This is a genomic window from Staphylococcus sp. AntiMn-1 (assembly GCF_001663395.1).
In the GTDB taxonomy this organism is placed as follows: Bacteria; Bacillota; Bacilli; order Staphylococcales; family Staphylococcaceae; genus Staphylococcus; species Staphylococcus equorum.
This window is the reverse complement of sequence record NZ_CP012968.1, coordinates 1,724,203-1,737,969: the sequence shown is the minus strand read 5'-3', so window position 1 is coordinate 1,737,969 and position 13,767 is coordinate 1,724,203. Positions and strand designations below refer to the sequence as shown.

Below are 13,767 nucleotides of genomic sequence, written 5' to 3'. Positions count from 1 at the left end.
TTAAAGCAGCATATTTAATAATATGAGAATGTGTATAATCGAATCTTAGTTAGGTGAGCCTAAAGTATGATTGAGGGTATAGTAAAAATATGTTTTACTGGAGTCTATCAGTCATAATGAGGTGAAGTCATGAAGCGATTTTTAACAATGGCGCGTAGGCGTTTAGAAGGTTTAGATTTTAGTATGATTCTCTGTTTTATCATACTCGGTATTATAGGAGTAATGATGGTGTACAGTGCTAGTATGGTTTCTGCATCTAAGGGCGCATTAACAGGTGGCATACCTATTGAAAGTAATTATTTTATGAAAAGACAATTGCTTTTTTTGATTTTAGGTATAGTTATTATTATATTTATTGGTAGTTTTGTTAACATTAATGCTGTTAAAGAGCATAATGTACAGAAAATAATGGTGTTAGGTACATTGTTACTATTACTGATTACTGTGTTAATTGGTAAGGAAATAAACGGTTCCAAGAACTGGATTAATTTAGGTTTATTTAGTATTCAATCTTCAGAATTTTTAAAGCTAACCTCAATTTTTTATCTTTCTTATGTGATTAATCAACGTGTATCGAGTCGAAGGGATTATCAGTTGAAACATCTCATCCCACCACTAGGCATCATCGGTATTAGTCTATTACTTGTCTTAATGCAAGGGGACTTGGGCGGTACTTTATTAACAGTAGCGATTATTGCTTGCATACTTATTTATTCAGATTTAAAAAATAAGGTGAAAATTCAGATCATGGCAATTGCAGTGATTCCAATTGTATTTTATAGTATCTATACTTTGATTTTTGATGCTAAAAATATTTACAGATTAAGACGTATTCAAGTCATGCTTGACCCATTTAAATACGAAAAAGATGATGGGTATCAACTGACGAGTGCTTTAACAGCAATTGGAAATGGTGGATTTACTGGAAAAGGTCTAGGTAATGGCATTGCTAAACTAGGTTACTTACCAGAACCGCATACTGACTTTATTTTCACGGTTATTTCAGAAGAATTAGGTTTACTGGGTGTATTATTTATATTACTGATTTATGGCTTTATTTTAGTTAAAGGGCTTATATATGCAAATAAAACCACAAATCAATTTTATAAATTAATTTGCGTCGGTGTCGTAAGTTATTTATTTATGCAAGTGTTCATTAATTTAGCAGGAGTCTCGGGCATCATTCCTTTAACAGGGGTAACATTGCCGCTATTAAGCTATGGCGGATCATCTATATTGAGCATAAGTATCGCCTATGGAACGCTATTAGCAGTAGCTAGAAGAATTAATAACGAAAGGAAATTAAACTAAGTGAGAGACTATTTGAAAATGATTTTAATAAGTTTGTGCTTATTGATACTCATGATATGTATACATATAGATTTAACTGATCCATTAGATAATTTTATTTATCAATGGTTACATGGGACGATTAACTCTAACGGTGTCGTTGTATATCTTGAAATAATTTCTAATATATTTCAGCCGTTGCATTGTTTACTCATGATATTGGTGATTTTAATACTCGTATTTATTTATAATCAATTTAAGTTTTGGTGGTATGGATTTTGGTGTTTCAGTGTTTTGTTGATAGGTACATTTTTTAAATATATTATTCAACGACCAAGACCTGATATTAGTATAGATGGCTATAGCTTTCCGAGTATGCACGTGTTAAGTGTCTGTCTACTGGTGAGTCTCATATTATTGTTGAAAAATAATAAATGGTTAACTATCATCTGCGTATTATTGGTCATTTCGATTATCATTTCCAGAATTTATCTACGTGCACACTTTTTTACAGATACAATAGGTAGCATACTCATTATAGGGATTATGCTCCAAGCTTTGAAAGTGGGTAACGCAACCTCAACTCAAAACAATAGGTGACATTACTATCCATGTATAAAAACACCTTAACAAAAATAAATTGTTATTGATATGCCCCCCAAATTTAGGCTTAAAAAGCTAAATGTGAAGGGGGCATTTTTATATTGAAATACTATCAAAATGAATTGAAAAAATAGATATAATAATATTAATATATTCAGTTTCATAACTATGAACGAATCAAAAAAATTAAAAGGCTTGTCTCCTACAAAAATAAGGAAACAAACCCTTTAAATTATATGGTAAAGCAAAGTACAGATTTTAAAATTTAGTACATATTAAGGTTTTTTGTATATTGTGACTAGCATGATTTGAAGTTTATTCTTCCATTACTTTGTTTATAATTTCTGTCGCATTTAAATTTAGTATATTACTTGGTGTTACTTGGTCAATGTTATGATTGAACATCGTTTTTAATTTTTCTACTTCTTCTTTTTCACCAGCTAAGTAAAGTTGGTGCCAACCTTTTTTCTTAGCATTTTTTTCAATAGTAGCTACTAAACTTTTGAACCAACGTTCTTGATTAGCTTTCACACGTTCTTTATATTCATCTCTTTGCGCGCCGCCTTGAGTTAAATCATCACCTTGTGGTCCAGAATGTTCTCTCCAATCATTAGTATCTAAATCTAGAGTGTAATAATCTTCGTCTACAATCGTACCAATTTCAGTTTCAATCACACGTGCTTTGTCTTGTTGTAAAACTAAAACACCCGTATAAGGATAGCTTTGTTGTAATGATTTTAGCTGATCTAATTTAGGTTTTGTATCCCATTTAAATTCTGTTTTTATAGAAATATTTACGTGCTTTTCGAACTTTAATGTCTCGTCGGCAGTCATAAACAAAATAAGACCTCTTTTTAAATTAGGTTCAGCGCCCTGTATTTCAGTTTCTACTTTATTGATAATGTCTTTTGCTTGGTTTTTTTCTTCATGATTGTCACTGCTTTTTGTTTTGTCTGATAAGTCTTTTAGGGCATTTTTTAATTCGATCTTCCACTTTGTCCCTTGTTCGGGACTAGTATCTAAATAAATTGAGAATACTTTCTGATTTCGTGACTTACCATCGAATTGTTCCAAGTTATTAATTTCTTCTTGTAAAAGCATTATATATCACCCTTCATAATTCTTACATACTATACATTTTGCCTTTTTTATAGAAGTTAAACTTTATATATTGTCAGATTGTATTAGTAAATAAGTATAAATTATTAATAGTAATCTTTTAAAACAATAAAAGTTAATTTTAAGATTTTAAAAGTGTTTAAAAGCGTTTTCAAAGGGAAAAATAACTGTAATGTTGGAAAATGTAAACTTAAATTGAAGATTCACATGAATAAAAGGGGGACTATGTATGGCTACGCTACTATTTCTTGTAACGATACTTTTCATATTAGTCATTTATTTACTTGTTAAGCTAAAGTATACAAAGGATTTTAAAACTTCAAAAGGTAAGCGTCACAGAGAAAGACGAATTGAAGAGTTTGTACAAAGTGCCTATAAGATAGACAACTTAGAAGCGATACATCAAGGGCGTGCGCATCTCGAACTCATTTATAAACGTAAGACCGTAGATGTAAGAAAAGATCAAGTTATTTTTGTTGAAGATGAAGAACAAGAAAAGGTTGAAACGCAATTTAAAATGACAGATGACATGGTCAGAGATGAATTGTTCGATTTAATGTTAGAGAACACTTATTTTTATATAACTGAAAATCGATATAACAGTTTAATGATTAAGGCGAAAAATTAGTATCTTAATAAGTTGAAGTATTGGAAAGGGATGATTCGTATGGCACCTGTTGTGAAACCTTATACAAATGACTCGGCTTTAGTAGCGGATGTGAAGGCTTTAAAAGATAGAGGTATTGGTAGCCAAGATATATACGTGCTATCAAATGATAAAAATCGAACTGCAGAGGTTACTGAACAAATAAAAGTTATAGCAGTTGATTATAATGAAGTTGATATAGATGAAGATTTTGATTCAAAAGCTGAAGAATTAAAAGAAAAACTTAGCATATTAGGTGTGCCTTCTAGTGATGCAGAAACTTGTGATGCAGATATGAAAGAAGACAAGATAATTTTAATCGTTACTGATTTTAGAGTTAAAGGGCTGTTATAAATCGTGTAAAGGGTGGTATGTATGACCCTACTTAAAATTCATAATTTAACAAAACGCTTTGGTAAATTTTACGCTTTAGATGGTGTGAATTTAGAACTCAATGAGGGTGAAGTTTATGGTTTTATTGGACCAAACGGGGCTGGAAAATCGACGACAATTAAAGCAATATTAGGTATGTTGAAACCAACACAAGGTAATATTGAAATTTTTGACAAAAATGCGCTGAAAGATGCAGTCGCTGTGCATAAAGATCTCGCTTTTGTGCCTGGTGATGTCAATTTTTGGCCAAATTTAACCGGTGGAGAAATTATTGATTTCTTTCTCAATCTTCATCCTAAAGCAAATCACACTAGAAAAAATGAATTAATTAAACGCTTTGAATTAGATACTAGTAAAAAATGTAGTGCTTATTCTACGGGAAACCGTCAGAAAGTAGCATTAATTACTGCGTTTAGTATTGATGCAAAATTATATATCTTAGATGAACCTACTTCTGGCCTTGACCCTTTAATGGAAGAAGTTTTTCAAGAATGCATAAAAGACATTAAAAACAATAACAAAAGTGTACTACTCTCGAGTCATATTTTAAGTGAAGTTGAAAAATTGTGCGATCGCGTAGGTATTATCCGTAAAGGGAAAATGATAACTTCTGGGACTTTAGACGAGATGCGTCATCTTACACGTATGCAATTCACCGTTGAAAGTGGACAGCAATTAGGAACGTTAACACAAGTGACGGGTGTGAATAATGTGAGGCAAGAAGACAACACATATTATTTTGAAGTCGATTCAGATAAAATTTCTGCTGTAATTGAATATCTAAGTCGCTTCGAAATTAAAAAATTGGAATCTATGCCACCAACACTAGAAGCAATATTTAAACGATATTATGAAGCCACAGATGAAGTAGGTGAATGATATGAAACAATCATTTTACCAAACCTCAAAGTTATTTTATTTTTATGTAAAAAGAAATAGTAAAAAAATGATTTTATGGGTGGTCTTATTAACTGCTTTAACGTTAATGATTCCACCTGCTTTTGAGTCGATGTACCCGAGCCAATCTAAGATGAATCCTATTATTGAAATGTCAAAAAACCCTGCGATGCAAGCGATGCTCGGTCCAGCTGATTTTGAACATGTAAACATTGGTGTCCTTTTTACGCATGAAATGACTTTATTCACAGCAATAATGGTAGCAATTATGAATATTTTGATAGTATCTCGAGGTACGCGTGGCGATGAAGAAGACGGTAGAATAATCATACTAACTGCTTTGCCTATTGGTAAACAAGCACCATTGATGGGCCACCTACTTCAGACTTTATTACTTAATGTCAGTCTAATGATATTACTTACATTAGGTCTAACGTTGTTAAGCGTTGATGGTATAGATTTAGTTGGGGCATTTTTATATAGTTCGGCTTTAGGTGTATTTGGTATTATGTTTGCTGCATTGACCATGTTAGTTGCCCAATTTGTATCATCAAGTAGTGAAACAACCGGTGTGAGTATCGCGCTATTACTCATCATGTATTTGGTTAGGGCGTTTGGAGACGTAGCCAACGAGACGCTATCTATGTTTTCACCGATGGGCTGGCTGTCTAGAACGTATGCTTTTTCAGAAGATTATTGGTGGCCGGTGTGGTGCATTTTAGGCATTACAGTTATCTTTGTTATATCTGCCTTTGTGTTAAATGGTTTGCGTGATATTGAAGCTAAATTATTACCACAGAAAAAAGGCAAGCAACATGCGAAATCGTACATGAAATCTCCACTAGGTTTACAAATAAAATTACAAAAAATGAGTTTTATATATTTTGCTATTGGGTTATTTATACTTGGTTTATCATATGGCTCTATTTTTGGAAATTTAGACGACTTTTTTAAAGATAATCCATTATTACTGTCTATGTTAGAAAATCCAAATGGAGATTACGTCAAACAATTTTTACCGCAATTAATGTTGGTGATGGCAATAATCAGTACGGTGCCTACACTGTTAGCTTTATTTAAAATAAAGAAAGCCATAGATAAAGAGTACGCGACGCTTGTATTAGCGAATCCGATTTCGCGTATCAAGTACTTATTGAGTTTTCTAATCATCAGTGTGGTGAATGCGGTAGTGATGATTTTTGTCGCAGGACTCGGTTTGTATGCTGGACAATTCTATTCAATGGATACGCCACTCGATTTTGACATGGTTATCCAATCAGCTATCGTCTATATACCAGCCATACTGAGTTTTGTTGGTATAGGAACTGTCGTAATTGGATGGGGCATAAAGTTAACGACTTTAGTCTATGCTTATCTTGCTTATACTTTTTTAGTGAATTATTTAGGTACTTTACTGAATGTGAAAGATTGGATGAAAGATATCACGCCATTTGAGCATATTCCAAGTCTGCCGATAGATGATTTTACAAGTGGGCCGATAATAACCCTTTTACTTATTTTCATTATACTGTGTGTCATAGGTGTGATCGGTTTTAACAGGAAAGATATATAATGACTATAATAAAAATGATTTTGTATAACGGAAGAATTGTGATGTAAATTGAATATTATCGTTAAATAGAGTTGCCAAATTATTGGTAGCTCTATTTTGCTATATTACATATTATTTCATACTCGCTTGCCAAGGGCACAGCTACAGCCTGTATGTGTTCAATTCGGATTAAATTATTTAATGTGAGGCAGACGGCTACTACTTTCACTTTCTACATATAAAACATAGATTATTGCAAGAAAATAAAGTATAATTTCACAATTTGATAACAATGAAAAATAATGAAAACGCATAATTCATTATCACTTATAAGGATGTATTATCAATTCAAATGATTTATTAAATATTTAAATATAGACTTTAATCATTTTTGCGTTATAATAGATTATAATAATTACAAATAGATAATTATTGTAAAGAAGAGCGAGTTAGTGGAGGTGCACTTAACATGAAACGTGTAGCATTATTATGTATGTCCTATGGTACGCCATATAAGGAAGAAGATATTTTACCTTACTATACGCATATCAGACATGGACACGAACCAAGCCATGAAGCATACATAGATTTGAAAGATAGATATGAATATATTGGTGGCGTATCACCTTTAGCAACAACGACGGAAAAACAAGCAGAAACATTATGTTATACACTTAACTCAATGACGAATGACATAAGCTATGAATTATATATAGGTTTGAAACATATACATCCATTCATTGAAGATGCGATAGATGACATTAGTGCGGAGGGTATTGATGAAATCGTCAGTGTAGTTTTAACACCACATTATTCTTCATTTTCAGTAGAAATGTATAACCAACGCGCATCTCAATATGCAAATGAGAAAAATATTAAAGTAACTACATTGGATCAATTTTATAAAGAAGAGAAATTTATCCAATATTGGGTTGATTCAGTAAATACACAATTGAATTTAATACCTGAAGAAGCGCATCAAAAAACAGCAATTATCGTTTCGGCTCATAGTCTTCCAGAAAAGATATTGGAACATAATGATCCTTATCCAAGTCAGCTTGAAGAAACAGCACAGTTAATCCAATCACGAATTGGACATAACCATGTTTTTAACGGTTGGCAATCTGAAGGTAATACTGGAGAACCTTGGATTGGACCAGATGTGCAAGATTTAACTCAAACATTACATGAACAATATGATTATCAAAACTTTATATACGTTCCATTAGGTTTTACATGTGAACATTTAGAAGTCTTATATGATAATGATTATGAATGTAAAAAAGTTTGCGATGATTTAGGTTGTAATTATTATAGAGCTGAAATGCCTGGCTCAAATCAACTGTTTATTGAAAGTATTGCAAATGCAGTCATCAATAATTATAAAGAAAAGAATCACTTAACTGCGGTAAATTAAAGGAGATAATATAATGAGTAAAAAACTAACAGGATTATTTGGTGCACCAGTAGGAGATAGAGAAAATAGTATGACAGCAGGTCCTAGAGGTCCGCTTTTAATGCAAGATATATATTTCATAGAACAAATGGCGCACTTCGATAGAGAAGTTATTCCGGAACGTCGTATGCATGCAAAAGGTTCTGGTGCGTTTGGTACATTTAAAGTAACAAATGATATTACACAGTACACTTGTGCAAGTATTTTTTCTGAAGTTGGAAAAGAAACTGAAATGTTCGCTCGTTTTTCAACAGTAGCAGGTGAACGTGGTGCAGCTGATGCAGAACGTGACATTCGTGGCTTTGCATTGAAATTTTATACGGACGAAGGTAACTGGGATTTAGTTGGTAACAATACACCAGTCTTCTTCTTCAGAGACCCTAAATTATTCGCAAGTTTAAACCATGTTGTTAAACGTAATCCAAAAACAAACATGAGAGATCCTCAAGCAAACTGGGATTTCTGGACATTATTACCAGAAGCGTTACATCAAATTACGATAGTGATGTCAGATCGTGGTATTCCTAAAGGTTTCAGAAATATGCATGGCTTTGGGTCTCACACATACTCTATGTACAATGATAAAGGCGAGCGTGTTTGGGTTAAATTCCACCACAGAACACAACAAGGTATAGAAAACTATTCACCTGAAGAAGCAGCACAAGTTATAGCAAATGACAGAGAGTCTTCTCAAAGAGATTTATTTGGAAACATTGAAGAAGGTAACTTCCCTAAATGGAAAATGTACATCCAAGTAATGACTGAAGAACAAGCACGCAACCATAAAGATAATCCATTTGATTTAACAAAAGTTTGGTATAAAGACGAATACCCATTAATCGAAGTAGGAGAGTTTGAATTAAACAGAAACCCTGAAAACTATTTCCAAGATGTTGAACAAGCAGCATTTGCACCAACAAACATCGTACCAGGGCTAGACTTTTCACCAGACAAAATGTTACAAGGCCGTTTATTCTCATATGGTGACACACAACGTTACAGACTTGGTGCTAACCATTGGCAAATTCCAGTAAACCAACCTAAAGGTGTAGGTGTTGAAAATATTTGTCCATTCAGTAGAGATGGTCAAATGAGAATTTTAGATAATAATCAAGGCGGTGGCACACACTATTATCCAAATAGTAACGGTGCGCTTGAAGACCAACCGCAATACAAAAAACCAGGCTTAGACATTCAAGGTCAAGCATTCGAATATGACTATCGTGAAGATGATGATAACTACTTTGAACAACCTGGTGAATTATTCCGTCGCATGTCACCTGATAAGCAACAAATATTATTTAATAATACGGCTAACGAAATGGGGCCAGTTACTGACCCACTTAAACACCGTCACATTAGACATTGTTATAAAGCAGATCCAGCTTACGGTCAAGGTGTAGCAGATGCTATGGGTATTGATATTAATACTGTAGACTTAGAAGTTGCAGACTAATTGAAAAGGTAGGTAATCGAATGATATTAGATAATATTAATCCAGAAGATTTATTTCCAACTGAGAAACAAGGTCCTTCCGTTTTAGGAAAAATGGAGTACCCTGTTCAAGGTGAAATCAAAGTATATGAGGCAGCTTATGTCGCAACAAATGAACGTCTTATTTTAAATGTTGATATGGATGGACAGTTTTACTATAGAAACATTAGATATGACGAAATTGAAAATATCGAATTAAATGATAATGTATTAACGATGCGCTTTAGCATTGGCACATTTTCATTAACAGATTTAAATAAAGATAATGCTGAAAAATTTGTTGCTTATGTAGAGCCTAAAAAATAGAATTAGCAATTTGATTTCAATAGATACTATGAATTATTATAAAACCCCTTCACAACCATTTAAATGGTTGTGAAGGGGTTTTTAATGTGTAAAACATTTGCTTTTCATAAGTTGTTTATAACGCAGTAAGACCGCCATCGATGACGAATTCAGAACCTGTAGAGTAACTCGCGTCATCTGAAGCTAAAAAGATGACCATATTAGATACTTCTTCTGTTAAAGCGATACGACGCATTGGAATAGTTTTCGCAAATTCTTCAACTGCTTCTTTAACGCCTTCTTGTTCAATCATAGGTGTTTGAATCACACCCGGATGTACTGAGTTTACACGTATATTATATGGTGAAAGATCACTTGAAGCAGCTTTCGTCATACCCCGAACTGCAAATTTTGTATCTGTGTAACCAATAGCACCACCGACAAGTCCATTCATAGAAGATATGTTAATAATTGAACCGTGTTGTTGTTCTTTCATAGTTGAAGCGACTGATTTCATACCTAAAAATACAGACACTTGATTGATGTTTACAATTTTCATATAACTTTCTAAACTGAGCTCTTCTAAAGGCGTGTTATAAGTAATGCCAGCATTGTTAACTAAGACGTCTATTTTGCCCCATTTATTGATTACCGTATCTACTACATTTTGCCAATCTGCTTCATTAGAAACATCATGTTTAATAAAAAGTGCACTTTCCCCAAGTTCTTGTGCAACCTCTTGACCGAGCGTTTCATTGATGTCAGTTATCGCGACTTTTGCACCTTCATTCAATACTTTTTCTGCGTGCATTTTCCCCATACCTTGTGCTGCCCCAGTAATAATTACAACTTTATTGTCTAATCTTTTCATAAATAACATCCTCCCAATTTCTATTTCTTATTATATAATTTAACAGTAAATACATTAAAAGTTAAATATTTAGGTTTAAGTATTTTACTGCTAAAGTAAATTTATATATACTATTGTTATATCAACATATATAGGAGGGATATCATGGAAAAGAATAATTTTTTCGAACTCATTCATACTGCTGAGTTATTTAACGATGCGACAATGACACTTTTTTTGAAACAATTTAATATGAATGTCAATATTTCACAAATTATTGCCTTATCTAAACTTAAGGAGCATGGAGCGCAAAAACCATCAGCGCTTGCGCAGTCCCTTGGCTATACTTCAGGAGCAATTACCGGTTTGACAAACAAACTCGTTAAAGAAGGTTACATAGTAAGGGAACACCAAGAAGAAGATAGACGTTCCATTTTAATTACTATTACTGCAAAGGGGTTGGATGTGTTAGAAGAGGCTCAAAAACAAGGTCAAGCAATGAGAAATGACATTTATTCAGTATTGAATGATGATGAAGTGACACAACTACTTAATATTCAGAAGAAACTTTATAGTCATGTAAAACAAATGAATAAATAACATTTTGTAAGTAACCCAATATAAAAAACGAAAGTGTGATTTAATGGCTAAACTAGAAGGTAAAGTAGCAATTGTGACAGGCAGTGCAGGAGGTATTGGCTCTGGAATTGTGAAGTCTTATGCTAAGGAACATGCTAAAGTAGTTATCGCTGATATTGCTGAAGAAAAAGGAAGATTATTGAGTGAAACATTGAATGATCAAGGATACGAAACATTATTTATTAAAACAGATTTAACAAATAAAGATTCTTTGCAAGCTTGTGTCGATACTACAATTGTAAACTATGGAAAAATTGACATATTGGTTAATAATGCACATGCATCTCGCATGAATTCTTTTTTAGATATTACAGAAGAAGATTTGAATTTATCTCTGAATACGGGGTTTTATGCGACATTTTATTTATGCCAAATGGTTATACCTTATTTGAAAGAAACAAAAGGTAATATTATAAACTTTGGTTCAGGTGCCGCTGTAAAAGGTGATAAGAATCAAGGTGCATATGTTGTAGCAAAAGAGGCGATACGTGGTATTACACGTGTGATAGCGAATGAATTTGGAGAATTTGGCATTAATGCAAATATCATATCGCCAATCGCTTATTCTGAAGGCGTTGATCAGTGGCGTAAAGATAACCCAGATTATTATGAAAAGGTCGTTCAAGGCATTCCGTTGCAAAAATTTGGAGATGTTGAAAATGATATTGGTCCAGTAGCAGTATTTTTAGGAAGCGAAGATGCACAATATATCACAGGACAAACGGTTATGGTAGATGGCGGTAGTATTAAATTATACTAATGATGTTAAAAGTATAACGAAGTATTTTTGTATCAATTGAGTTGAAATAAAATAATTTATTAACGAGAACGGGACAAAAAACAACTTTCAAATGTTGGTTTTTGTCCCGCTTTTGTTATATATTTTGAAAATTTTAACGTTTGATAAGTGCCGTGAGTTCGCCTTCAAATACTTTAACTTCTTCATGATTAAATGTTGTCATTAATACCGTAAGTAATCCTTGGTCTCTTTTACCAGCCTTTTTATCAATAACTTTTATAACTGTATGTAATTCGTCGTCCGGAAATACTGGTTTGATAAATTTAATATTATTCATATGTGTACCTGCAATGACATCTTCTCCATATTTTCCTGTTTCAATCCATAGTTTGAAAGAAATGGCTAGTGTCTGGATACCAGAAGCGATGACACCATTAAATCTGCCTTGTTGCGCTTTTTCTTTATCTAAGTGCATATATTGTGGATCAAATTCACTAGCAAAATCAGTAATAGCTTCTTCGCTTATTTTATATGGCTTAGTCGTAAATTCTTCGCCAATGTGAAATTCATCTAGTTTCATGATTGTATTCTCCTTAGTGTGTTAAATTTTTCATATTTCTATTGTACTGAGAAATATGAAAAATTAAAATTTATTGAAATGAACTTTAGCTATGTTATCAACTAAATATTTGGTGTATAGGGCATATCTTCTTTTAACTAATATATCATTGAACCAATTATAGCAAAAGATACGTACAATCATTTCATTATTTATATTTGTTGTAAGGCAATTGAAAGCGACAACTTCATTTTGGGCTAAAAAAATCTCGAAATGATATATTTACACTAGTAGCTATTAAAATAGAAAGAAAGGGAGAATATTATGAAATTAAAAGATAAAGTAGCGATTGTCACAGGTGCAGCATCTGGAATGGGTAAAGCAATTGCTGAATTATATGCTAAAGAAGGCGCTAAAGTTATCATAGCTGATCTTAATTTAGAAAAGGCAGAAGCAGTGTCAAAAGAGATTAACGAAAATAATGGTGTTGCTCAAGCCATTGAGGTAAACATAGTTGAGCAAGAAGATATCGATAATATGATCGATACTGCTATAGAATCCTATGGTACTTTAGATATTTTAGTCAATAATGCTGGAGTTATGGATGGATTTGAGCCTGTGGGAGATATCTTGGATGAACGATGGGATTTAATATTTGATATTAATACTAAAGGTGCGATGAGGGCAATGCGCAAGGCGATGCCAATATTCTTGGAAAAACAAGAAGGTATCATTATCAATACGACTTCTACAGGCGGATTAAATGGTGCTCATGCGGGCGCCATTTATAGTGCTTCTAAACATGCTCTCGTAGGACTTACAAAAAACACTGGATTTATGTATGCTGAAAAAGGTATACGCTGTAATGGGATTGCGCCAGGGGCAATTGAAACAAATATATCTGATTCAATGAAAAATATTAATCACTTTGGAGCTGAACGTACAAAAATAGCACAAAGTGCGATACCTAAAACAGGGCAAGCAGAAGAAATTGCTAAAGTAGCATTATTTTTAGCTTCTGATGATTCGAGTTTTATCAATGGGACAATCGTCACAGCAGATGGCGGATGGACTGCAGCATTTTAGAATAAATATGAATAACCTTATCATCATTATTTCTTGGGAAATAAAAAAACTATAACTAAAAAATGATGGCTCCTACGTGAAATAAAGTAGAAGCCATCATTTTTTGTATAAACTACGTGATTGTCATTAATATTATGGTTTTTTCTTATTTATAAAAAT

At 32.9% G+C, this 13,767-nt stretch carries 15 protein-coding genes; 12 read left to right on the top strand and 3 right to left on the bottom strand.

The features are described from left to right. Positions 1–129 precede the first annotated feature (129 nt). Positions 130–1,311: an FtsW/RodA/SpoVE family cell cycle protein gene (locus AOB58_RS08570; protein ID WP_002506135.1), complete on the top strand. Its 1,182-nt coding sequence runs from the start codon at positions 130–132 to the stop codon at positions 1,309–1,311. Positions 1,312–1,362: 51 nt separating this feature from the next. Next, the gene (locus AOB58_RS08565) at positions 1,363–1,890 is read left to right on the top strand and encodes a phosphatase PAP2 family protein (protein ID WP_231111864.1); all 528 of its coding nucleotides are present in this window, start codon (positions 1,363–1,365) and stop codon (positions 1,888–1,890) included. Positions 1,891–2,208: 318 nt separating this feature from the next. On the opposite strand, the gene AOB58_RS08560 is transcribed toward AOB58_RS08565, so the two are convergent. Next, entirely contained in the window at positions 2,209–2,994 is a 786-nt protein-coding gene (locus tag AOB58_RS08560) for a VLRF1 family aeRF1-type release factor (RefSeq protein ID WP_002506133.1), read from the bottom strand. A 247-nt stretch (positions 2,995–3,241) separates the two neighbouring features. On the opposite strand from AOB58_RS08560, the gene AOB58_RS08555 reads away from it, so the two are divergent. From AOB58_RS08555 to AOB58_RS08525, 7 genes are all read left to right on the top strand, one after another. Continuing rightward, on the top strand, positions 3,242–3,640 hold the full coding sequence (locus AOB58_RS08555; protein ID WP_002506132.1) for a hypothetical protein: 399 nt from the start codon (positions 3,242–3,244) through the stop codon (positions 3,638–3,640). Between the two features lie 39 nt (positions 3,641–3,679). Then, positions 3,680–4,012 carry a general stress protein gene (locus AOB58_RS08550; protein WP_064783283.1) on the top strand — a complete coding sequence of 111 codons (333 nt, stop codon included), beginning with the start codon at positions 3,680–3,682 and terminating at the stop codon, positions 4,010–4,012. Positions 4,013–4,033: 21 nt separating this feature from the next. Further along, positions 4,034–4,930, top strand: a complete 897-nt coding sequence (locus AOB58_RS08545) for an ABC transporter ATP-binding protein (RefSeq protein WP_064783282.1) — start codon at positions 4,034–4,036, stop codon at positions 4,928–4,930. A 1-nt stretch (position 4,931) separates the two neighbouring features. After that, positions 4,932–6,521 carry an ABC transporter permease gene (locus AOB58_RS08540; RefSeq protein ID WP_064783281.1) on the top strand — a complete coding sequence of 530 codons (1,590 nt, stop codon included), beginning with the start codon at positions 4,932–4,934 and terminating at the stop codon, positions 6,519–6,521. A gap of 448 nt (positions 6,522–6,969) precedes the next feature. After that, entirely contained in the window at positions 6,970–7,917 is a 948-nt protein-coding gene (gene hemH, locus AOB58_RS08535; protein ID WP_064783280.1) for a ferrochelatase, read from the top strand. Between the two features lie 13 nt (positions 7,918–7,930). Beyond that, on the top strand, positions 7,931–9,412 hold the full coding sequence (locus tag AOB58_RS08530; protein WP_002506127.1) for a catalase: 1,482 nt from the start codon (positions 7,931–7,933) through the stop codon (positions 9,410–9,412). Between the two features lie 20 nt (positions 9,413–9,432). Next, on the top strand, positions 9,433–9,756 hold the full coding sequence (locus tag AOB58_RS08525; protein WP_002506126.1) for a PH domain-containing protein: 324 nt from the start codon (positions 9,433–9,435) through the stop codon (positions 9,754–9,756). A gap of 115 nt (positions 9,757–9,871) precedes the next feature. Here the strand turns inward: AOB58_RS08525 and AOB58_RS08520 are convergent, their stop codons facing one another. Beyond that, positions 9,872–10,606, bottom strand: a complete 735-nt coding sequence (locus AOB58_RS08520; RefSeq protein WP_064783279.1) for a glucose 1-dehydrogenase — start codon at positions 10,604–10,606, stop codon at positions 9,872–9,874. A gap of 144 nt (positions 10,607–10,750) precedes the next feature. On the opposite strand from AOB58_RS08520, the gene AOB58_RS08515 reads away from it, so the two are divergent. Together AOB58_RS08515 and AOB58_RS08510 are read left to right on the top strand one after the other, a co-directional pair. Further along, complete coding sequence (locus AOB58_RS08515) at positions 10,751–11,185, top strand: MarR family winged helix-turn-helix transcriptional regulator (protein ID WP_002506124.1); 435 nt, start codon at positions 10,751–10,753, stop codon at positions 11,183–11,185. Positions 11,186–11,228: 43 nt separating this feature from the next. Beyond that, positions 11,229–11,984, top strand: a complete 756-nt coding sequence (locus AOB58_RS08510; protein WP_064783278.1) for an SDR family NAD(P)-dependent oxidoreductase — start codon at positions 11,229–11,231, stop codon at positions 11,982–11,984. 133 nt (positions 11,985–12,117) lie between these two features. Here the strand turns inward: AOB58_RS08510 and AOB58_RS08505 are convergent, their stop codons facing one another. Further along, a complete protein-coding gene (locus tag AOB58_RS08505; protein WP_002506122.1) occupies positions 12,118–12,543 on the bottom strand; it encodes a MaoC family dehydratase in 426 nt (141 codons plus the stop codon). A gap of 303 nt (positions 12,544–12,846) precedes the next feature. Here AOB58_RS08505 and AOB58_RS08500 point away from each other — a divergent pair, with 303 nt between their 5' ends. After that, positions 12,847–13,608, top strand: coding sequence for an SDR family oxidoreductase (locus AOB58_RS08500; RefSeq protein ID WP_021339927.1), 762 nt, complete (start codon positions 12,847–12,849; stop codon positions 13,606–13,608). Positions 13,609–13,767 lie beyond the last annotated feature (159 nt).